23 protein-coding genes, 1 tRNA gene and 1 pseudogene are annotated in these 19880 nt (G+C 59.5%); 9 read left to right on the top strand and 16 right to left on the bottom strand.

Annotation, left to right across the window (positions count from 1 at the left end; genetic code table 11):
* Positions 1–38: 38 nt before the first annotated feature.
* Positions 39–455 carry a YbgC/FadM family acyl-CoA thioesterase gene (locus RAD10_RS06980; RefSeq protein ID WP_461617065.1) on the bottom strand — a complete coding sequence of 139 codons (417 nt, stop codon included), beginning with the start codon at positions 453–455 and terminating at the stop codon, positions 39–41.
* Between the two features lie 231 nt (positions 456–686).
* Positions 687–848 carry a hypothetical protein gene (locus RAD10_RS06975; protein ID WP_270162870.1) on the bottom strand — a complete coding sequence of 54 codons (162 nt, stop codon included), beginning with the start codon at positions 846–848 and terminating at the stop codon, positions 687–689.
* A 105-nt stretch (positions 849–953) separates the two neighbouring features.
* Here RAD10_RS06975 and RAD10_RS06970 point away from each other — a divergent pair, with 105 nt between their 5' ends.
* From RAD10_RS06970 to RAD10_RS06960, 3 genes and pseudogenes are all read left to right on the top strand, one after another.
* Positions 954–1175 (top strand): hypothetical protein, encoded by a 222-nt coding sequence (locus RAD10_RS06970; RefSeq protein ID WP_270162872.1) that lies wholly within the window; start codon positions 954–956, stop codon positions 1173–1175.
* Positions 1176–1194: 19 nt separating this feature from the next.
* Positions 1195–1620, top strand: a pseudogene (locus RAD10_RS06965) (hypothetical protein).
* Positions 1621–2364: 744 nt separating this feature from the next.
* On the top strand, positions 2365–2613 hold the full coding sequence (locus RAD10_RS06960) for a hypothetical protein (protein WP_270162873.1): 249 nt from the start codon (positions 2365–2367) through the stop codon (positions 2611–2613).
* 18 nt (positions 2614–2631) lie between these two features.
* Here RAD10_RS06960 and RAD10_RS06955 read toward each other — a convergent pair whose 3' ends face one another.
* Positions 2632–2856, bottom strand: a complete 225-nt coding sequence (locus RAD10_RS06955; RefSeq protein ID WP_270162874.1) for a hypothetical protein — start codon at positions 2854–2856, stop codon at positions 2632–2634.
* A gap of 1114 nt (positions 2857–3970) precedes the next feature.
* Positions 3971–4333 (bottom strand): hypothetical protein, encoded by a 363-nt coding sequence (locus RAD10_RS06950; protein ID WP_270162876.1) that lies wholly within the window; start codon positions 4331–4333, stop codon positions 3971–3973.
* Positions 4334–4448: 115 nt separating this feature from the next.
* Between RAD10_RS06950 and RAD10_RS06945 the strand changes: the two genes are divergently transcribed.
* Positions 4449–4622, top strand: a complete 174-nt coding sequence (locus RAD10_RS06945; RefSeq protein WP_270162878.1) for a hypothetical protein — start codon at positions 4449–4451, stop codon at positions 4620–4622.
* A gap of 116 nt (positions 4623–4738) precedes the next feature.
* Here RAD10_RS06945 and RAD10_RS06940 read toward each other — a convergent pair whose 3' ends face one another.
* A complete protein-coding gene (locus tag RAD10_RS06940) occupies positions 4739–4984 on the bottom strand; it encodes a PilZ domain-containing protein (protein WP_270162879.1) in 246 nt (81 codons plus the stop codon).
* Between the two features lie 160 nt (positions 4985–5144).
* On the bottom strand, positions 5145–5420 hold the full coding sequence (locus tag RAD10_RS06935; protein WP_270162880.1) for a PilZ domain-containing protein: 276 nt from the start codon (positions 5418–5420) through the stop codon (positions 5145–5147).
* A gap of 1024 nt (positions 5421–6444) precedes the next feature.
* Here RAD10_RS06935 and RAD10_RS06930 point away from each other — a divergent pair.
* The gene (locus RAD10_RS06930; protein WP_270162882.1) at positions 6445–6615 is read left to right on the top strand and encodes a hypothetical protein; all 171 of its coding nucleotides are present in this window, start codon (positions 6445–6447) and stop codon (positions 6613–6615) included.
* Between the two features lie 281 nt (positions 6616–6896).
* Here the strand turns inward: RAD10_RS06930 and RAD10_RS06925 are convergent, their stop codons facing one another.
* On the bottom strand, positions 6897–7337 hold the full coding sequence (locus tag RAD10_RS06925; RefSeq protein WP_270172928.1) for a YbgC/FadM family acyl-CoA thioesterase: 441 nt from the start codon (positions 7335–7337) through the stop codon (positions 6897–6899).
* 574 nt (positions 7338–7911) lie between these two features.
* Between RAD10_RS06925 and RAD10_RS06920 the strand changes: the two genes are divergently transcribed.
* Complete coding sequence (locus tag RAD10_RS06920) at positions 7912–9168, top strand: glycosyltransferase (protein WP_270162884.1); 1257 nt, start codon at positions 7912–7914, stop codon at positions 9166–9168.
* A 200-nt stretch (positions 9169–9368) separates the two neighbouring features.
* Here the strand turns inward: RAD10_RS06920 and RAD10_RS06915 are convergent, their stop codons facing one another.
* Entirely contained in the window at positions 9369–9689 is a 321-nt protein-coding gene (locus RAD10_RS06915; protein WP_270162885.1) for a hypothetical protein, read from the bottom strand.
* A 61-nt stretch (positions 9690–9750) separates the two neighbouring features.
* Between RAD10_RS06915 and RAD10_RS06910 the strand changes: the two genes are divergently transcribed.
* Entirely contained in the window at positions 9751–10611 is an 861-nt protein-coding gene (locus tag RAD10_RS06910) for an alpha/beta fold hydrolase (RefSeq protein ID WP_461616840.1), read from the top strand.
* Between the two features lie 641 nt (positions 10612–11252).
* Positions 11253–12788, top strand: a complete 1536-nt coding sequence (locus tag RAD10_RS06905; RefSeq protein WP_270162889.1) for a Fic family protein — start codon at positions 11253–11255, stop codon at positions 12786–12788.
* Between the two features lie 317 nt (positions 12789–13105).
* Here RAD10_RS06905 and RAD10_RS06900 read toward each other — a convergent pair whose 3' ends face one another.
* The 3 genes from RAD10_RS06900 to RAD10_RS06890 form a co-directional block, all read right to left on the bottom strand.
* Positions 13106–13363 (bottom strand): hypothetical protein, encoded by a 258-nt coding sequence (locus tag RAD10_RS06900; protein WP_270162891.1) that lies wholly within the window; start codon positions 13361–13363, stop codon positions 13106–13108.
* A gap of 464 nt (positions 13364–13827) precedes the next feature.
* Positions 13828–14271 (bottom strand): tol-pal system-associated acyl-CoA thioesterase, encoded by a 444-nt coding sequence (gene ybgC, locus RAD10_RS06895; RefSeq protein ID WP_270162892.1) that lies wholly within the window; start codon positions 14269–14271, stop codon positions 13828–13830.
* Positions 14272–14427: 156 nt separating this feature from the next.
* The gene (locus tag RAD10_RS06890) at positions 14428–14568 is read right to left on the bottom strand and encodes a hypothetical protein (protein ID WP_270162893.1); all 141 of its coding nucleotides are present in this window, start codon (positions 14566–14568) and stop codon (positions 14428–14430) included.
* A 153-nt stretch (positions 14569–14721) separates the two neighbouring features.
* Between RAD10_RS06890 and RAD10_RS06885 the strand changes: the two genes are divergently transcribed.
* Positions 14722–14797 (top strand) — tRNA-Ile (locus RAD10_RS06885).
* A gap of 165 nt (positions 14798–14962) precedes the next feature.
* On the opposite strand, the gene RAD10_RS06880 is transcribed toward RAD10_RS06885, so the two are convergent.
* From RAD10_RS06880 to RAD10_RS06860, 5 genes are all read right to left on the bottom strand, one after another.
* Positions 14963–15115 (bottom strand): hypothetical protein, encoded by a 153-nt coding sequence (locus RAD10_RS06880; RefSeq protein WP_270162894.1) that lies wholly within the window; start codon positions 15113–15115, stop codon positions 14963–14965.
* Between the two features lie 60 nt (positions 15116–15175).
* Entirely contained in the window at positions 15176–15724 is a 549-nt protein-coding gene (locus RAD10_RS06875) for a hypothetical protein (RefSeq protein ID WP_270162895.1), read from the bottom strand.
* Between the two features lie 243 nt (positions 15725–15967).
* Positions 15968–18013, bottom strand: a complete 2046-nt coding sequence (locus RAD10_RS06870) for a GAP1-N1 domain-containing protein (RefSeq protein ID WP_270162896.1) — start codon at positions 18011–18013, stop codon at positions 15968–15970.
* Complete coding sequence (locus RAD10_RS06865) at positions 17998–18888, bottom strand: TRAFAC clade GTPase domain-containing protein (protein WP_270162897.1); 891 nt, start codon at positions 18886–18888, stop codon at positions 17998–18000. Before RAD10_RS06865 ends, RAD10_RS06870 begins: the two co-directional genes overlap by 16 nt.
* Positions 18885–19841: a TRAFAC clade GTPase domain-containing protein gene (locus RAD10_RS06860; protein WP_461616839.1), complete on the bottom strand. Its 957-nt coding sequence runs from the start codon at positions 19839–19841 to the stop codon at positions 18885–18887. The genes RAD10_RS06865 and RAD10_RS06860 overlap by 4 nt, the downstream gene beginning before the upstream one ends.
* Between the last annotated feature and the right edge of the window lie 39 nt (positions 19842–19880).

Genomic DNA, 19880 nt, shown 5'->3' with positions numbered 1-19880 from the left:
ATAGGCCATCACAAATCGGGCGATCACCTATCGGGCGATCACGAAATCAGATCGGCCTTCATCAATGCGCGGATCGATTTCGGGATCGGCTGCGCGCGGCCGCCGCTGATGAAGGCGACGCGGACCTCGGCCTTCACCAGAACTTCCCCGCCGCGACGCACCTCCTGCGCCAGCATGATCGAGGCACCCTTCACCGCAACCGGCCAGGTAACAACGTCGAGCACGTCGTCCATCCGCGCGGGTTTCAGGAAATCCAGATGCATCGAGCGCACGACGAAGGCGAAGCCCGCGCCTTCCGTCTCCACCTGATCGAACAGCGCCTGCTGCTCGGCGCCCATCAGCCTGAGGTGATTGGTGCGGCCGCGCTCCATGTAGCGCAGATAATTGGCGTGATAGACGATGCCGGAGAACTCTGATTTGACGATATCGCAACAGCAGGAGGCTAACCGCTTGATTTCATTGGGGCGTTGGAAGGCTACAGCGTGACGAGAGCTATATTTGCCTATGCTCTTCCATAGCGATCCGAAATATTTGATCACCGTGCCGGAGGATCTCAGTGCCCCTACCTGAACGCTATCGGCATCAGGTTGCGCTGTGATCGAGACCTTGCCATTCGTTGCGGTCTTGGCGGCGGTGTCGGCGGTGAATGAACCAACCGCCAACTTGGCGGATGCTCCCGCCCGGCCTCACCCGGCCCGGCCTTGCCTAGCGGCAGACGCCCGATCTCCAACCGCCTGCGCGGGGCCGTGGACCGCCTCATAAGCGGCCTTGCGCTTCGCGATCAGCTTCGCGCGCTGGGCCGGCGTCAGATCGCGGCGGATCAGGTTTTCGTCGATTTCGAGCGTCACCAGACCGACGGCTGATCGCTGGGAAGGCACACCGAATTTTAGGAACACTATCCGGCGGCGCGAGGTTTCTACCTCATCAGAGACTAGGAAGCGGAGTTCTCTTCCATGGTTACCCAGATCGTGATGGACCACACAGGCGACAGCAGACATTTTTTTGAGCAAGACGACCCCAAGCAGCTGGCCGAGGCTGAGCAGCGCTTCAAGAAGCTATCCGGCCAAGGATTTACCGCTGCTACTCGGACAGCGGCCGGCGATCTCAAGGTGATACGGTCATTTGATCCAACAGTGGAGGAAACGCTGTTCTATCCGCGCTTGGTCGGTGGCTAGAACCGTCGCAGCACGGAAGATGTTTTTATTCAGACGCAGCGGCGTCGCCAGTGGTGCACGTTTGCGTGCCCTCCGCGCGCTTTATCGGAGCTTCAACGAGCAAAATGGCCCGGAAGCGCGTGCGCGTCATCTTTTGCGAGAATGGCTGTCTCCAGATTAGCGCGCTCAATTTGATGCCGAAGGTCATTTCGAAGTCACTGGTTCTCACACTGGCCGACGGTATCGAATTCACCAAGGCACTATGAGCAATGTTTTGGAGCTCGATGAAGAAGGGCAGCCTAAGGTCGGGTGGTGTTTCGTTCCAAAACGTCCCTCGGCGGCTGGTGACGTTATGCTTGCCCAGAAGATCGCGCTCGAAACTGAGGAAATGTCGGTGCTCGCGATTGCCAACAGGATATCGCCGAAACAGCCTCGGTTACATCACGTGGTGCGCCGGGCCTACTAGGCTTGCTGATGGGCTTCTGGGCACCGCGGCTCCTACGCTCGAAGACGCTGGCTACATGATACATCGGCGCGCTCGCCAACTGTATCAAGCATCGAGCTGGTTGCACGAAGCAGCAACGCAATCTTATTGTTAAAGTTGTCTCGGGAGGTTGCGTCAACGCGCGTGGAAGTGCGGCTCAACCAGGTTTAGTCCGTGCACTGATCTCTTCGACCTTCATCAGGGTTCTTTCTAATTCCGATCGGAGATATTGCTCGTGCGCAAAGTCTGTTGGCTCCGTCAGAAATGCCACCTTCACAAGAAAGCGGTTCAAGAGCGACGCAATTACAAGATTGTCCGAGTGTTGCGAACGTAGGGCCGTGAGTTGGCGACGCATCTCAATGAGGTCGAGAGTTTCGCGGTCTGAATATAATGGCGTGACGGCTTCGCCACTGGGGACCCGGACTAAGGGCAATGTCCGGTCATGAGAAGCTAGCGCTCCGCAGTTTTGCTGCAATCAACGTCTGGAATTAAGCTTGATGTCGCGGTGGCGGGTTAATTCTGGAACAAGCGCTAGCGGCCTCGGCAGCACGGCCATCAAGTTCGGCGCCCTTGTCCATGCGGTCTAGATCGGCGCCGAGCGCCTTGGCGAGTGTCTAGCGAGGGAGGTTTATGGTGGCCTGATAAACGCTGCCTTGGCACGTCCGTTGCTCTGATCGAAGGCAAGGGCGGACTTTGGCGAAGGCCTGTTTCAGGATGAGGCAAACGATGCAGGAAGTGTCCCACGCCGGTATCACCGGAGAACTACGGCTTAGCGCGCTCATCGCCGACCTTTTGTGGCGCGTTGAGCTTATGAATTCCGATATCCTCGAAGAAGAGGCGAAGGCCGGTGTGTTCGACACGCGGCAGCCGACATACCCCTTGCTCGCAAAAAACCTGCGAGCGCGACGCGACAACCTCCTTTCGACGATCGCCGCTTTGGAGAGGCGCGCGAGTTCGACAAAAATTGCGGCGTAAAGCCCGGCGGCGATCCGCCTATTCCTGCTCAGGACCGCCGATGTCAAATATCCCGAGGCGATAATCTTCGCCGATTGATTGCTCCGTCGTGGGGATCGCGATCAGAGTGAATGTGGCCTCGGGGTAGCGTTCCCACACTTCGATGTCGTCTGACGTAACGGTCAGATAGCCGAAAAAGCACCTGTAGCGGCCCGGCTCGGTCACCCGGCCGATCTTATCCCACGTGATCTTGTTAACGCGCATCTCTGTCGATCAAAAGAGGAAGCCCGCTCACCAACGGGGAGCGGGCTCCTCATGCCATGCGTATCGCGCTTCGAAGCGCTATGACGAGACTAGTCGCGATCAGTTTCAGACGTGTTACCGTTGGCTCCGCACGTTCCCCGGCATCGTACGGGCCGGCGACGCAAAATCTTGAGGCCAGCCCCGCCGGTAAATGTCGGAAATCATTTCTCAACCGTTCGAGATTATCATCGGAGCATGGATCGCGAGGACACTGCTTGGTCCAGCCGGCCATCCGGCAAAGCTACCCGGCTAGCCGCGTGGATGACGCGCGGTAATCGTTTGCCTGGGCCCAGCCGATTGCCGGCGCCGGCGCGGGTAGAAACGCCTCCGCGCATCCCCGATAAGGCCCGGCGGCCGGCGCCGCATCGCCCTTGATAGGCCTTGTGATGACGAACAGCCGCATTTCTAGACCTTGGCTGCCCGAGGAGGAGGCTCGATTGCTCTCGCTCTTTGGCAGGGGCACCACAGCTGACGAAGTAGGCGAGCAGTTAGGTCGCACGCGCCAAAGCGACAGCTTCAGAGTGCTGCGCGAAATGTTCGGTCCGTCGCGCCAACATCGCGGTCGCTTTGAATGTCACAAGGTCTTTCCGTTGCGGCGCGCGCTACCTTGCAGCCGGGAAGCGTGCGGAAGCGGCAATCGCGGCGAACCCGGAGAAGTCGGACCGAGCTATTGCGGCTGAGATCGGGGTCTGTAGCAACACCGTCCGGCGCACACGGAAGACAACTGCGCCACATGGCGCAGTTGAAAAGCGCACCGGCCGCGACGGCATGCAACTGAAGGCGCCGGCGGCCACGATCCTGGTCTCATACGAAAGGAACGCGGGGCCGCAGCGATAGTTTTGCCTAGGCGCGGTTGGCTCAGAAAGCGACGCGGCCCCGCCCGTCGCCCCGTCACCTAAGCCCATAGAGGTCCTCGGTCTGAGATGCCGGAACCCATGCATCGAGCGAACGCTAATACCGTCTTGATCGCATTGCTGGTCGCCGCGTGCCTCTATCTCATTCTCACTCACTGAGCGGCCTGTCCCCAGCCGCCGCCGTTGATGCATTGATCGGTCAGCGGCGCGACCCTTGCGCCTTAGGCCGCCCCGCGAAGCGGTAACGTAAGTTGTAGGTCGAACCGCTTGGTCGCGTTCGCCTCGATGAAAGCGTGCAGTGCAGACGAAATCTCGGCATCCGTGTCAGTTGCACGTTGAGCGACTGCATCGGCCACGTCCGACGTCGCGTCCCGAGACCATCCTTCGATCGCGTTGAACGCCACGATCCGAACGGGATAGGTGTACTGCCCGGAGAGAAGGTGACGTAGGACCGTTTCAAGGTCAGTATCTTGTTCATCTGTCTCGCGCCATGCGCACCCGGCCCGCGCACCAAGATCTTCGAGCACAAGATAGACGTCACGGTCCAGCCGGTCGAGCGGCACAATCGACGGTGATTGACGCATACGCAACTCCACGGGAACCGGGACAAAAACTACGATCAGGGCTGAGTTGTTCCACGCTGCGTAAAGAACGGAACGCCTGTCGATCGTTGCAAGTTACGAAAGGATAGGAGATGCCGTGTCCCAATCGGAAGCCGACCGGTTCAAGAGCAAAGCCGAAGAATGCCCTCGTCTAGCAGCCCAAGCTGAGAGCGACGCAGACAAGGAAGGTTGGTTGCGTCTCGCCGCGGAGTGGGACAAGCTGGCAGAGAGCGCGGCCGGTCAGAGCGGTATCTACGATCGTTACGAGTGAGGCGAGTTGGCCGTCCCGCCCGGACTGGCCGGCGCTCCGCGGCGACCCCGCAAGGCATCACACGCAGCCGCTGTCCTCAGTCGCCTCCTAACTGCACATCGCTTGCCGATTTCGGATTATTCGTCAGCGAACTTCACGCCCACGCGGTTGCCAGATATCCAAACAAGTTGGCAATCCCTGTAGATCCGATCCCCCTCGATCATAAGGTCGAAAGTCGCCCTGATCAGCGCGGGGTCGCGGATTTCAATCGCGCATCCGTGCGAGGAGACATTGATCATTCGGCATCTGATGCTCGCGCCATCGCCCGTCACGTAGGCTATTTCGTCAACCGCCGTACGCTCGATTTTGCGACGCTCTTCCATGTCTCAAACATTCATTCTCGTCTAGGGGGCGGAGATGCTGTCGGCGGTGTGGAGAGTAGAGCGAGGAACGACTGACGATAGATTAATCCGAGACGACAGTTCGGTTGCGTGGTTAAGTAGGCGTGCAGCGTATGCTCCCATCGACCCGGTTGACGATCTTTCATCCAGTAGCACTGATTTGCTGAGTTTGGACAACTGAGGGGCCGAATACGACGCCCAAACGCTTGTTGTCGCGCCAGACCACAAAACAATTGAAATTGAGCCTGTGAGTTAGCAGGCTGAGCATCAATTCATGCGGCGCGCCTTCCGACGTTGGCAGTTCAATTAGAGCGCCCTCGCTGGACAGGTTGCGAACGATGCAGTCGACAGTGGTGCCGGCGAATGTCAGCCTGCCCGCCTTGAACACCCTCTGACGTCTTGCAATCCGTCGTTCCATGGCTCGCCTTGAATAGCATCTCCACATCAAGACGAGCTTAAGCTAGCCGTCTAGCAAATCCCGCCGGAAGTAACGGTTTCTTAACGGTCTGACGACGTTGACTATCGCCAGAGCCGACCGCGCGGCGGAGCCGAATGTGCCGGTACTCGGCACGGCGCGAAGTGCTTGCTGCGTCCGTGGCGCCGCGCTCGCGCGCTCGATATGCACTGAGGCGCAGACGTTCGACCACCGCGTGAAAGTTCCGCCGCTCTTTCGGCTGGACCGCCCTCGTTGCTTATGGAAGCGCTAAACACGGCCGTATACCGCCTGCCGGGCGCGCCCTAGTATCACGGCCTCATCAGGTCCTTGTCGGCACGTTTGCGGACGCGCTCGACGGCATCCTTATGCAGGCCTAGGGCTGAGCCTCTAGCTTGATTTCGGAGCGGAATGGCCGGCGGCGTCACGGCCGCCGGCCACCACTGGCGCTGCCTTTGGGCTGGGGGTGGATCAGGCGGCGCTTGACGGCAAGCCTGCCGACTACCGATTGACAATTCGCTAACCAATTCAGGCGCGCTCTTGACCATTCGCGGGCAACAAGGCGGCGACCTATGATGCGGCTCGTTGTCGGTTGAGCGCGAACAAGCGCGCGAGCGCCTCTTCCTCGGGAATATCAGCCGCCCAGCCGTACGCGGCGGCGATTGCCGCATCCAGATCAGCATGACCGCATCGGCCATTGATTGCGCTCCCGACTGGTACAGGACGGGAGCAATCAAACGCCTGTACGGGGTCTGCGGCAATAGCCGCCTTAGTTGCAGATAATCGTCCCGCAATAGCCGCCAGCGTTGATGTATTGGCCGGGTCGTCGCGCCTCGCGAGCTGCATCCCATACCGAATTCACTATTGTCATCAATGCCTCGCTCAGTGCCCAGCGGCGATCGGGATGATCCCACTGTGTCGCCCATTGTCGCACGCGGAGGAAAAGCTAAGAGACTACATAATAAGCTCTAAACACACCCCGAAGCGACGAATTCGCCGCATAGACGATATGGCTATCGCGGATGTTCTCTCGATTTATTTGGACGCGCAGTTGGACAAGCTTGGCGGCCGTTTCAATGTCGATAGCGAGCGCGAAGATACCATCCCCGATATCCGCAAGTTCAAGAAGCGGATCGAACGGTTGAACGAGTGGTGGGGGCAAAAATGTTGGGCGAGGTAGATAGGGAGGCATGTCGCTCGTACGCCAAGAAGCGCGGCAAGAGGGGAGGCGCGCGCCGAGACCTTGAAGACCGGCGATACCTAACGTGATACCGCGGCCGACCGACTCGGAGCTGCTCGAGGCGGCTTTGCTTCGCGCGTCGGCGAGCGTACATGATCGTGTTCCCGGGTACGGTGTCGTGTGAAAGCGCGAACTCTGGTTTGACGATATCGCAACAGGATACTACTGCTTGATTCCGTTGGGGCGTTGGAGGGCGACAGCGTGAACAAGCGTAGATTTTTCTACGCCCCTTCCATGGCGAGCCGCAGCGCCTTCGGGATACGTTGCGCCTTTCCGCCTGAGATAAAGGCGACGCGCACGCGGGCCGTGACTAAAAGATCGCCTCCACGCCTGCATTCCTGCAGCAGGATAATCGACGCGCCCCTCACGTCTTCTGGAACCGTGATAACCTCAAGCAGGTCATCCAAGATTGCCGGCTTTAGAAAGTCGATACTCATTGAACGGACAACGAAGGCAAAGCCCGGCACATCTCTCCGCGCTTCTTTCAGGAGCTCCTGCTGATTCATCCCGAGCAAACGCAAGTAATTTGTTCTGCCGCGTTCCATGAAGCGCAAAAAACGGGCGTGATAAACAATCTGGCCGGAGTCAGTGTCTTCGAAATAAACGCGGACGCGCATTTGATGCCGACCGTCGCGAATCTCGCCATCAAGAGAGCCTGTCACAGGAAGATTCCTCCTATCGCACTTCGGGAGCATGCACCTCGCTCGCGGCAGAAATCGAATGAGGTTCTGAGAGTCAACAAAAACAGCTTGAATCTCACGTTGCGTTAGGTTGTAGGCTTGAAAAATGTTGACAAAAGCCACACCCCCGCAGGCGCGTCGATTGCTCATTGGCAACTCACATTTGAGTGCCACGCCATGTGAGCATTGAGAGATACATGTCTTCGAACGCATGAAGCCCGGGCATCCTCGTGACGCTTTCAGTCAGCGTGCTTTTCGAGAGCCGCGCCACTTCGCTTGATGGCAGGCCGAAACAGATCGGAGTCAAGGCAGATCGAAGATCTCACAAAGCTAAGAGGGCTCGTAGTGGTGCGCCGTGGTGGTAAATCAGTCCGTGGAAGCGCTTGGGGCGGCCGGCCGCCCGTAACGCGGGGGCACCTATGTGGGTGAGGCGTGCGCCGCACTGGGTGGTCGCGTGGCACGTTGCGGCCCTCTTAGGTCCGCGCACGCGCGCAGCTGATCTTAGCAAGTGGCGACAGCGCCGCCTTCTTTGAAGCGAAGGAGTTGAACTTCTGTGATGTCTTACCGTTTTCTCCTCGCCTCGTGGGGCACGTTGGGAAACCTCAGTCCGCTGCTCACCGCGGCCCGGCGGTTGCGCGGGCATGGTCACCATGTTCGGATCATTGCGGACCCCGCCATGCGTGCAGAAGTCGACGCCGCCGATTTCGAGTTCGTGTCATGGCGAAGCGCCCCCATCGGGGAGGCTGCGGATCCAACAGATGTCTCGAACCTGCGAGATCGGATGCGCAGGGTCGTCTTTGAGCCTTGCTCTGCTTACGCGACAGATATTTGGGACGAAATTGGCCGCTTACCAGCGGATGCCGTCCTTAGCCTCGATTTTCTGTTCGGAGCGGCACTTGGGGCGGAAGCGTCCGGCGTACCTTTCGCGTTTCTTTCGCCTCACGTCAGCCTTCGGATCCTGCCGGGAATGCCGCCGGCTACGTCCGGATTGGGCCAGCCGAAAACGCCAGAGGAGCACGCCGAGGTGGCAGCAGCCTGTGCCGCTCTCGATGCCGCGATGAATGCGTCTCTTCCTATCCTCAATCGGGCCCGCGTTGATTGCGGACTTCCCGTTCTTCCTGACGTTATGGATCTGTTCGACCGGGCTGACCGAGTTCTGCTCGCGACCAGTCGGGCCTTTGACTTCGAAGCCACCTCTCTTCCGGACAACTTTCGCTATATTGGACCGTTGCTCGATGTGCCGAATTGGTCCAAGTCGTGGCAGGCTCCATGGCCCGGGCAGCCTGATCGTTCTCGCGCGCTGATCGCCTGTAGCACGGGTGCGCAGAACCAGCGCGATCTGTTCCAGCGCGTCATCGACGCCGTCGGAAAGGTTGACATCGACGCTGTGTTTACAACAGGTCCGAGTCTGGACGTGGCCGACTTTCGAGCTCCGCAGAACGTGCATTTGATGCGCGGTGCTCCCCATGACTCCATCATGAGGGACGTTTCCATGGTCATATCACAAGGCGGCCACGGCACCGTCACCCGTTCACTGATCAACGCTTTGCCGCAACTCATTCTGCCAATGGCGCGAGACCAGTTGGCCAACGCTGCGCGGGTCGAGGCGAAGGGGGTGGGACTTCGATTGGGGCCGACGGCTTCTGAACCGGATATTGCGGCAGCCATAAACCGGCTGATCACGGAACCGCAATTCAAAGTCGCGGCCCGGAAGCTTGGCGAGGCTATTAAAGCCGATATCGATACATCTGGCCTTGTCAACGAGATGGAGCTTCTCGCCGCTGTCGGACGTCAGCGACGTAGCCACTCATGAATTTGGGTCCCGTCTGCGTGGGCAACATCCTTTGCAATGCAGCGGCTATTGGATCCATGTTTGCTTATTTCACCGGCTCATCCCTGTTCTTCATCGATGCTCTGTGTCTCAAGCCGTATGAATATGGTGTGATCTTCGGACCAAGTTCGCTGTCGGTCATGGCCGGCGCTCGGGGCAGCAGGAAACTCAGCGGTTGGGGGCTATCGCCCGCGCAAGTGATTAAGGTGGAGCTCGCACTCTCGACTATCCTGGCCACATCTCTGCTCCTGATGGGAGGCAAATCGGCTGTTGTCGTGGTGTTGGTGATGGTCGGTGTCGCATTGTGGCTTGATCTCGCCGTATGCCACGAAGGAGGCACTGCGGCGGATACCGGAAATCGTGGGGTCCATCAGTGCCGCAAGAACTTTCGTGCAAATGATCGGGGCCGCTTCGTCCAGCGCAATCGACGGGCATTCCGTATTTTCGATGGCGGTAGTGATGTTTGCTTTCTGCTTGTTGTCGGTTGCCGCTTGCGTGGGCATCGTTCTTCCGGTCGAAGGCTGAGCCGAAGTCCACGGAAGGCAAGTCCAGTTCAGGAGGAAAGTGACCGTGATCTCGTATCACAAGTTGAGGCCCATTCTGTTGAGCCGCGACGGTGTGCGTTTGGCACATGTTGAGGCCGGACCTGTAGCCGCGCAAGTCCCTCCGCTGATCCTTGTCAATGGCTGGACAGGTGACCACGGCATCTTCACGCCCCAGATCGCCCACTTCTCTCAAAGCCGTCGCGTCGTGGCCATCAATCTTCGCGGTCACGGCTCCAGCGATGCACCCCAGCAAGACTATACCATGGCAGGATTTGCGGACGACATCGCCTGGCAATGCGCTCAACTGGAACTGCACAAGCCGGTTGTGATTGGCCACAGCATGGGAGGCCGGATCGCGCTCGAACTGTGCGGCCGCTATCCGGATCTGGCCTCAGGCATGGTAATGATCGATACGATTATCATGCCGCCCCCGATCTTGCGCGAATCTCCCGGAGTTCGAGCGCTTCTGGAGGGTATCGGCGGGCCCGACTATCTGGTGGTCTTAAAGGCGAACGCATGGGAACTTGGCTGCGATTTCGAAGATCCTGCCCGACGAAAGATGATCTACGAAACCTATGTACTTCCGCCTTGCGAGAGAACGCCACAGCATGTGGCTCATTCAATGATGCGGAACGCTATCCTGAACTATGATCCGGTCCCGGCTGCAGAGGCCTGCTGGATTCCCATGGCTTATATTTCGGCCGATGTTCCCCTGGTGAACATGGCGCGCGATCTCGATCGGCTCCAGGAGATCTGTCCACAGCTGGTCATAGCGAAGACGATGCTCGCCGGACATTACAACACGATCGAGGTTGCAGATCAGGTCAATGCCATGCTCGATCGCTTCCTAACCGTCGGCCTCCACCGGTGCAGAGACTGACGCGGAAGCCTTGAGCAGATCCGGCCATGTGAAGCGGTCTTGCCTGGCAACGGAATGACGATCCGTTCCGGTAGATGCGGTGCCCGAGACGCAAAGTTGGCGTCATACAAGTTCAAGCCGCGCCATCGAAGTTGATGTGAAGTCAAAGCCCCGGAGGTAGAGCCTGGATGTCGATGTCGCAACAGAAGTCCAACGGGTTGCTTTCATTGGGTGTGAATCGGAGCGCAAGATTGACCCCGTCGATACGAAGTTGATCAAGCACTTAGGATGGCCGATCGGCGCTCGGACCCCACGCCGATTTACAGGCCGGCGGCAAAAGCTGGATTGGCGCGCGCAGGAAATGGCGACCGAACAGGCCGCCGAGCGCATGCGTCGGCGGCGCCGGTTTCGTTATTGCCGAACATCGGCTGTGTCGGCATCGTCGGCCGGCGGCGATCCGGCAGCGCTATGGCAAGGTTAACAAGACAGGTGCTCTGTAGGTTAGCCCGGCCGCTTTTTTCAGGCGCTTAGTAGGCGGTGAATATTTTTCACGAAAATATTCTTGAGGGATTGTTTTTCATGAGATAAGATTGAAATTCAATTAGGCGGGGTTTTCGTGAAGGAAATTCGTGCCTGGAGAACGTTTTTCATAGGATTTTCGAGTGAGCATACAGTTTTCAGGCCCGGTGAACGTTTTTCACGACCGAAGGCTCCCCGAAACGGCCGCACCGGCGGGCTACGCTGCCCTCATCGATGCTTATAAGCTGACTGTTCCGGTTCCCCGTACCCTTTCAGCGATTGGCACCAAGCACCGCATCATCGAGCAAGGCGGCTGGCGCATCTTTACCCCGCGCCATGCTCCCGAGGACTCCCTTGAAGGGCACCTGACTTTTGCCCTCAAGAACGAGGGACTGGACCTTGCCGTTCTGAAGCGGCTCTTCCTAGCCGTTAAGGAAGGAGAAATCGCCGAACTCGTCCGCCAGAAGCCCACCGGCCTCTATACCCGCCGCATCTGGTTTTTGTACGAGTGGCTGCTTGGCCATGAGCTCAAGCTGCCTGCCGCAGACAAGGTTTCATATGTGGATGCCGTCGACACCGAACTTCAGTTCGGAGGAACCGGGGAGAATTCGGTTCGGCATCGCGTCCGCAACAACCTTCCCGGCACGCCGGAATTTTGTCCGCTTGTCTTTAAGACTCCTGCGCTGAACGAGTTTATCGCACAGGACTGGAAGGAGCGCGCACGCGCGGTCGTCAGCGAAGTTCCGAAGGACTTGCTCGCGCGCACGGCCGCGTTTCTGCTGCTGAAGGATTCAAAGTCCAGCTACGTGATCGAAGGCGAAAGGCCACCCCAGGATCGTATCCAGCGATGGGGCCGCGCCATCGGCGAGGCAGGCCGAGCGCCGCTCGACGAGCAGGAGTTCCTTCGCCTGCAGGGCATCGTGATCGGCGACGAGCGTTTCGTGAAGCTCGGCTTCCGCAAGGAGGGCGGCTTCGTCGGCGAGCATGACCGCGAAACGCAGCGGCCTATTCCGGACCATATCAGCGCGCGCCACGAGGATATTGCTTCCCTTATGGCGGGGCTAATCGCCTTCGACCATAGCGCAGAGAACGATCTCGACCCTGTTATCGCTGCAGCGGTGCTTGCGTTCGGGTTTGTCTACATCCACCCGTTCGAAGACGGGAATGGACGTATCCATCGTTATCTTATGCATCATGTTCTGGCGCGGCGCGGCTTTAATCCAGCCGGACTGCATTTCCCTGTGTCGTCGGCCATCCTCGACAGGATCACCGAGTACAAGAGCGTATTGGAGAGTTATTCCAGCAGGCTGCTTCCGTGCGTCCAGTGGGAAGCCACGCAGCAAGGCAACGTAAAGGTTCTGAACAATACCGCCGACTTCTATCGGTTCTTCGACGCAACGCCGCACGCAGAGTTTTTGTACGAATGCGTGCGCCAAACGATTGAGCAAGACCTGCCCAACGAAACCGACTTCCTGCGCAATTTCGACGCGTTCCGCGCGGGCATCGAGAACATGATCGATATGCCGGAGCGGACGCTCAACAACCTGTTCGGCTTTCTCAGGCAGAATCAGGGCAGGCTTTCGAAGAGAGCGCGAGAAAACGAGTTCGCTCGGCTGACCCCAGAAGAAGTCGAACAGATCGAGCAGTTGTACAAAGATTCTTTTCCGAAGACGGAGTAGCATGGCTATCCAGAACAAGGTCGGGGCGTTTCTCGCGGACCCTATGCTTAATCGCATCTTGACGGCTCCAGAAAAGAAGCTGCGTGTCCGACAAGCAATGGACGAGGGGAAGGTGCTCGTTGCGAACCTCGCAAAGGGCCGAATTGGTGACGATAGTTCCTCGCTACTGGGAGGTCTATTAGTTACGACGATTGGCCTTAGCGCACGAACTTTGCCTGCGTCCGAGCTTCAATTTTGATAGATCTGCACCTGCTTCGCCACTTCTTGCCCCTCTCGAAGGCTTTCCAGCGGCAACTCGTCGTGATCACAATATAGGTTCACTTCAAACCCTTCACGAAGGCGTTCACGTCGTCGGCTTCCTGCTCGATCCAGCGGATCATCTGTTGCGCGAATGTTTCGGGGTCTTCCATGAAGTCATGGAACCGTCTGAGTGATACCACCATCGGAGATTCGTTCACTTCGATGTACGTCCACGGCTTCCTCACCTCAGTTTTCGACGCACGAATTGCCTGGTTACCTCGCTTGTCGTCTGCCCCGACACTAATGAACACTGAACTGTCTTTGGGGATATCCACGAAGCTTGCTATCAACGATTCAATCAATGACGGCGCGACCTACAATTGGACGGGTCAAATAAAATACAATCAGTTCATGGACGAGCACAACAGACTCAAAAACGAGAACTTCGCAAACCTAAAAACACGCTTCGCTATCCGTAAGGTCTTGTTCGCAGATGGTACGACCAAGACTTACCCCTAAACTCCAACTTCAGTTCAGCGCCCCATCTTGGGCAAACATATATAAAGAATTACCATCTGTCCCTGAGCCGGCGATATCTAACGTGACACCGCGGTCGACCGACTCGGAGCTGCTCGAGGCGGCTTTGCTTCGCGCGTCGGCGAGCGTGCATGATCGTGTCCCCGGGTGCGGTGTCGTATGAAAGAGCGGGAAACACTGGTTTGACGATTTCGCAACAGAATCCTAGTGGATTGCTTTCATTGGGTCGATGGACGATCAAGGCGTGAACGAGGAGCAGATTTTATCTATGCGCTTCCATAGCAAGCCGCAGCGTCTTGGGAATGCGCTGCGCTCTTCCGCCTGCGACAAACGCCACACGCACACGCGCCATAACTAGGAGATCGCTTCCGCGCCTGCACTCCTGTAGCAAGTCAATTGACGCGCCCCTCACCTCTTGTGGGAGCGTGACGACGTCAAGGACGTCGTCCAAGACCGCCGGCTTTAGAAAATCGATTGTCATCGAACGGACGACGAAGGCAAAGCCGGGCGCATCGTTCCGAGCTTCTTCGAGCAGTGCTTGCTGATTGGTTCCGAGCAGGCGCAAGTAATTCGTTCTGCCGCGCTCCATGAACCGCAAAAAATTTGCGTGATAAACAATTTGGCCGGAATCTGTATCTTCAAAATAGACCCGGACCTGCATGTGATGGCGTCCGCCGCGAATTTGGCCGTCAAGAGTGGCTGTCACGGTGCGGTTCCTCTGCTGCGCTTCAGGAAGCATTGTCTTGCACAGAGGCGCTTTTCTGAGCAAGCGGCAAAAATCTCGAGCTTGGCTCCTGCAATCGGAAGCTCAGCGCCGCCACATGAATGCCGGCGTGCACTGCGCGCAGTATCGATGGCGTCGCTAGTCGGGCACGCTGAGGCCAACCTGCTCGTCGACTACTTTTGGCTGCGGCCGGGGCCGCTCGATCTCCACCTTCAGCGAATCGGCGAACGCCATTGTTTCAGCGACGAGCGCATCGAGTTCGCTCTTCCAGTCATGCATTGACGTCCCCCCGCACGGCTCGGCCACGCTAACCGCGGATTGCTTGCAAGACCCTAGTTCGTTCGAAGCGATATGGGGTTGCCGGAATGGCGGCCACCCTGTAAACGATCGCGGCACGCCGTCCGGCCGCCTTTCAGCGATTGCCCGCGGCGGGGGCCTGTAGCTCAATGGTTAGAGCCGGCCGCTCATAACGGTCTGGTTCCTGGTTCGAATCCAGGCGGGCCCACCAGCCTCCAGCCGACGACGACGACATCAAGATGACTACGTTAACTCGTCGGTTGAAACCGCAGCATGAAAGTCGCGTTCGATCGGAGGACGGTCATTGAGTATGGATGACAAGGAAGTTGCGGAAGATTATCGCCGGCAACGCCAGGCGGCGTCGGCAAGGATCGCGCTAGAGATCGGCTAGACGCGTCAGTGCTTGGTCGACCGACCGGTCGTCGGCCTCGCTCTGGGCACACTGCACATCGCAGTCCAACTGGTAGACCAGGTCCGCCAGATCGTGGTCCAGCGACGGGACCAGATCGAACGCTTCGCCTTCGATCACAATAAGCGGGACGCCTTTTTCTCCGTAGACCTTGAAAGCGTCCGTCGTCTGCTTTGGCAGCTACCGTTTGTAGTGCGAAAGCGGGACGCGGTAAGCGCCGTCGTATTTTCGGCTGGACAGACGTTTGGTCAAAAGACCTTGATAGTCCTCGTCCCGCTGGGATCGAATCTTCACTTGGCGAGATCGTTCGTAGATCGCCCGCCTGGCAGCGCGAAGCGCATCCAACTCCGCCGCCGCCGCGTTGCTGGCGAATGCGATTTCCCGGCTTGCGGTGCGCGCCAAAAATCCCCGCTTCTCGGACAGACGTCCCTTATAGCCCCTCTTGATCGTACAAGCCTGCCAGACGTCGACGATCGTTCGGGACGACAAGCCTCGAAGAATTTGAGACGGCACCTTCTTCAGGCTCAACGGATAGTGGTTCAGGATCGAATGCATGCCGGCGGCATGGATAGCGGTCGGCCATGTCCAGTGGACACGCAAAACGTTTCGGTTGAACATCGCGCAAGCGTCCTTGTGATCCGTGACGACTTGCACGATCCACTTCTGCGCTCTCGGCGGCATCACTTGCCTCACCAAGGTCGCGAGCCTTCCATCCGCCAGTGCCGGCATCGGGCGTCCCCTTCGTTAGGGCCGCTCTGCCTTGCTTTACCTTCCAGATCTTTAAGCCGGCCCGCCGACGGCTATCCCGACGGTATACCATTCGACTCTTCCTGAACGAAACCTTTGGAGTTCGATGCAGCCGACTTTCCAAAGGTAGCGGATTTTTTCCGATGACCGAGTCTGCGACCGCCTCGTCAAAACGCACCAGAGCGAACTGAGGCGCATTTTGCTGCCTCGGATCTAGTGGCGGTATCAGAACCAGATCGCGTGCTTGACGACCCGAAGCCGTTCGCCGCCGATACCCACGTCTCCCATGCGATTCCTCATCCACTTCAGGTATCGCTGGCTTCCGTACTTCTCGGACAATGCGCCGATCAGGGCTACGAAGAAGTCATCACGTTCAGTAATCCTCACGAAAGCGAGCGCATCGATCCCGCGGTCGAGGTACATGCTGACGACGGTATGTCGGATCCGGACGCACTTGTCCCAGTCCTCCCACCAGTAAGATCGGTCGAGCCGGCGATCGAGGATTCTCCAGGCATCGTCCGGCAACGTCCGCTTCTCAGCCGCGTCGTAGACGATGTCGAACGTCGCCTGGACCAGGTCGACGCTCTGCAACGTGCGCCGACCGAGGGCGCGGATCAGCAGAAACGACGCCAGATATGCATTCTCCAGAGGCGCGGATCGACGCCTGATGGCGACGAGCCACGGATCGTCTCCGTAGGCGTTCGGGACCGAGTCCGGCGATACCGCGCGAGCGATCGCTTCGAGCGTCTGCGCGTCGTCGAGCCACTCCTCGACGAGAACGCGCGCGACCGCATCCGAATCCGACGCGACCGCCGAAAGCCACTCCGATCGATTTCCGCCATCGGCGGCTAGATCGCCCGAGCGCGCAAGCAGTCTCCGCAAGACCCGATCGCTTCCAAAGACCGTCTGAGCCGCCCGTGCCAGCGATCCGCCAGACACGATCATGGCTTCGATCGTGTCGTCGGCCCGGTCGGAAGAACTTCCGACGAGCCGGAGCACGTCCGATCCAGAGGCGCCTTGGAGCGACCAGAACGCTGGCTCGGTCGCAAGGTCGGGTCTCGCTTCCAGCAATTCGAACAGATGAGTCGGCGTCGAAGACACGCCCTCGATCAGCGACGCCGGCGGCAAGGCCGCGATCGCGCGCTCGGCGATCGCACTCTTCGACGGGTCGGATCGGATGTCGAACAGCGTCTTCGGATCACGGCGCCAAATCGCGCTGCCGACGCGTTCGGCGGCGGCGGGGGCTTCGGTCGCGTCGATGAGGGCGAAGTTGCGCACGACGAACTCTTGGCCTTCGGCTCCGATCCGGTCGGCCGCAGCCGCAGCAGCCCTGACGATCGACGAACGCGCCGCGTGCCCCTGATCGGTCGCCATCGTCCGCTCCAACAGCGCAATCGCGCGTTCGACCGCGGTCGGGTCGGAGTCGAACTGCAGCGAAAGCGCGTGCAGCGCCGCCAGAGGCTCGAACGATTCGCGGCCACCAACGTCGCTGCCCGCCGCGCGCAGGAAGTTGCGCAGGCTCCCGTGGGCCCCTTGCGCAAGGTCGGACACCGCGTCTTCCAGCCAATCGTTCGCGACGAAGTCGCGACGGTCGGCGTCGACGGCTCCCTTGAACTGCGTCGGTCTCACCCGTCCGGAAGCCGGCAGGAACTGCAGATCGAACGTCGCGTTCGCGGAGGACCTGTCGGCGAACGACAGCGTGCAAAACCGGAACGCACGTCTGAGGCGCGGCCATTGCTGTGCCCAGATCGCCAGAACCAAGGCATCCCGCGTCGGGCCGTCGGAGGCCGCGGAAACGATCGGCCTGGCGGGTTCGCCATAGATGCCCGACAGGATCCGCTTCGCGAGATCACCGGGCACGCCGAAACCATCCGACCTATCGGACGACGAGTGATCGATCGGGCTTCGATAGGAATTCTCGTCGCCCCTCGGTCGTCGGAAGAGATCCAACAGGCCGCCTGCGCTCGATAGCGAGGGGATGTCGCTGAAATCGATGAGGATCGTGTGCGTCCATACGCAGCCGGGCCGCGGCAACTCAGGCGCGGGCCACGTGCGGGCCAGCGCGTAGTGTCCGCTCTCGACCAGCGGAAAGCCGGTGAGATAACCCTCCGCACCGATGGTCGCCGCCGGTCCCGACGCGTCGCTCATCATCAGCAACGTCTTCGCATCCCGGGACGGCAGGTCGATGGACGACGCCAGCAGGCGATGGCCTTCCGAATAACCGTGGAGCGTCTGCTGCAGCGGTACGCGGCCGCCTACTCCGTGAGCCATGCGATCGGCTCCGTAAGATCCTTCGATAGCTCGGGCTTCATCAGCCTGATACGATCCGACGCGTCCTCGAGAGCCCGGATCTCGGCGACCTTCTCGTTGCGCTCCTCGTCGTCCTTGATCTCCTCGGATTCGAACGACCCGCCCTGCGCGCTGAGGCCGTAGACACGCACGTCCCAGCGATCGGGACCGTTACGCAGATATTGATCGAGCAGCGGCAACTCGCTCGCCAGATACTGTTCGGGCGTGACGTTCTCGGGCTCGACCGTGTCCCATGCCGAAAGGATCAGGGCGAGACGGGTCGCCGGAGCGTTCAAGGCGCCGCAGCGAAACATCTGCAGCATCTCCACCAGTTTCACGGCCGTCGGAGCATCCTTGGGGTGCCATTCCTTGGGCTTCGCCGGCGTGCCGGCCGCTGCCGCACCACCCTTCAGTCCCGCGGCCTGCTGCGTCGTCTCGGCCACGCCGATCGGGCGTTTGATCTTGTCGGCATTGACGAACATCATGATGCCATCGCAATCGCGCAGAAGCTCTGCCAACCGCTGATCGCACTCCCTGGTCTCCCAGATCTCCTGGAACGACTCTCCGGAGAGATCGGGGAACGTCATCCGGACCTTGCGTGCCGCACCGTCCCTGAGGTTCATCGAGACGATCTTACCCGACGCGACTTCGGTGTGTATCTGCTCCTTGGCCTCGAGCCAGCGGCGCATGATCGCATTCAGATGCGAGTGGTCAAGCCCGGTCAGTGTCTCGAAACTCAAGCGTGCGTTAGGATCACGCCTGTCGAACACGACGTACCACAACGCAGCCAGGAACGTCGTCTTTCCGGACGCCGGCAGGCCGCAGATGACGACCGATCCTCGAGGGGTTTCGATCATTCGGGCGCCCCCTGCAATCGATTCATGAACCTCGTCGACGACGACACGTGAGAAGCAGCCTTCGGAACTACCAGCGCAACCGGCGCTTCCCAATAGGCCAACAGATCGGCGACGCCGTGCCCAAGCGGCAACGAAACGTCCGAAGGACATGCCGCGACCTCGAATGACCGGATCTCTCCGAAGAGGCTCGCGTGCAGCGCATGGAATTTCTCGACGATCTTCTCGAAATCGCGGCGCGAACGCCCCTTGTCGGCGGACCGCGCGATATCGTCGAACTTGGTGAGAACGATGGCGACACGCGGTCGTCCCATGACTCCGCCGCCGTCGACCAGCGCCTGCGCGATCGCGAGGATGTCGGCCCCGACCCTGCTCCGCGTCACGGGATCCACCAGTTGCCGGCCGTCGACCAGGAATGTGATCGTATCGGCCCGATGAATCTCGACGAATTCCCGCACCACGCCCGTATCGTCGGGGGCGGCGCCGTAATCTTCGCCGTTCCGGTCCGCGACGACGAGATCAAGCGTGGCTCCGCCGGGCCGACACAACGCCGCATGGTAGAACTTGACCGTGGTCAGCAGCGTGCGCTCCGTCTCCGGCCGAGCGTTGCGGGAAACGCTGCGCGAGGGATGGCTCGCCCGCTCGAACGCGTACATCGTGCGCGATCCGGCGAACTCGAACGGACCAATCGGGCCGCGAAGGAATAGCTCGAAGATGGAGGCGATCAGCGTCGTCTTGCCGGCTTCCTTGGGCGCGACGACCGCGATGACGCGAGAATCGCCCCTACGCAGCAGCTGCGACGCCTTTTCCTGGTCCAGAAGATCTCCGGACGGAAGAACGATTCCGTGTCGTTCAGCCGGCGTATCCCCAGCCGTCGCCGTGGCTGCGAGCGGCTTACCGTAGTACGGGCAGGCGTTCTTCTCTAATCCCTCGACGCAACGGCCGTCGGTCTTCACCTTGCACGCGGGATTCGCGCATTGGATTGCTGCGGTCTC

The organism is Bradyrhizobium sp. 23AC (genome assembly GCF_054863025.1).
Note: the sequence above shows the minus strand (reverse complement) of the source record. Positions and strands in the feature narration are given on the sequence as shown.

What these genes read in the sequence shown, in the direction of transcription:
- RAD10_RS06865 (WP_270162897.1), bottom strand. Translation starts at nt 18,888, where the DNA reads ATGATCGAAACCCCTCGAGGATCGGTCGTCATCTGCGGCCTGCCGGCG.
- RAD10_RS06935 (WP_270162880.1), bottom strand. Translation starts at nt 5,420, where the DNA reads ATGGAACGACGGATTGCAAGACGTCAGAGGGTGTTCAAGGCGGGCAGG.
- RAD10_RS06915 (WP_270162885.1), bottom strand. Translation starts at nt 9,689, where the DNA reads ATGCCCACGCAAGCGGCAACCGACAACAAGCAGAAAGCAAACATCACT.
- RAD10_RS06875 (WP_270162895.1), bottom strand. Translation starts at nt 15,724, where the DNA reads ATGCCGGCACTGGCGGATGGAAGGCTCGCGACCTTGGTGAGGCAAGTG.
- RAD10_RS06960 (WP_270162873.1), top strand. Translation starts at nt 2,365, where the DNA reads ATGCAGGAAGTGTCCCACGCCGGTATCACCGGAGAACTACGGCTTAGC.
- RAD10_RS06930 (WP_270162882.1), top strand. Translation starts at nt 6,445, where the DNA reads ATGGCTATCGCGGATGTTCTCTCGATTTATTTGGACGCGCAGTTGGAC.
- RAD10_RS06940 (WP_270162879.1), bottom strand. Translation starts at nt 4,984, where the DNA reads ATGGAAGAGCGTCGCAAAATCGAGCGTACGGCGGTTGACGAAATAGCC.
- RAD10_RS06870 (WP_270162896.1), bottom strand. Translation starts at nt 18,013, where the DNA reads ATGGCTCACGGAGTAGGCGGCCGCGTACCGCTGCAGCAGACGCTCCAC.
- RAD10_RS06950 (WP_270162876.1), bottom strand. Translation starts at nt 4,333, where the DNA reads ATGCGTCAATCACCGTCGATTGTGCCGCTCGACCGGCTGGACCGTGAC.
- RAD10_RS06920 (WP_270162884.1), top strand. Translation starts at nt 7,912, where the DNA reads ATGTCTTACCGTTTTCTCCTCGCCTCGTGGGGCACGTTGGGAAACCTC.
- RAD10_RS06955 (WP_270162874.1), bottom strand. Translation starts at nt 2,856, where the DNA reads ATGCGCGTTAACAAGATCACGTGGGATAAGATCGGCCGGGTGACCGAG.
- RAD10_RS06970 (WP_270162872.1), top strand. Translation starts at nt 954, where the DNA reads ATGGTTACCCAGATCGTGATGGACCACACAGGCGACAGCAGACATTTT.
- RAD10_RS06890 (WP_270162893.1), bottom strand. Translation starts at nt 14,568, where the DNA reads ATGCATGACTGGAAGAGCGAACTCGATGCGCTCGTCGCTGAAACAATG.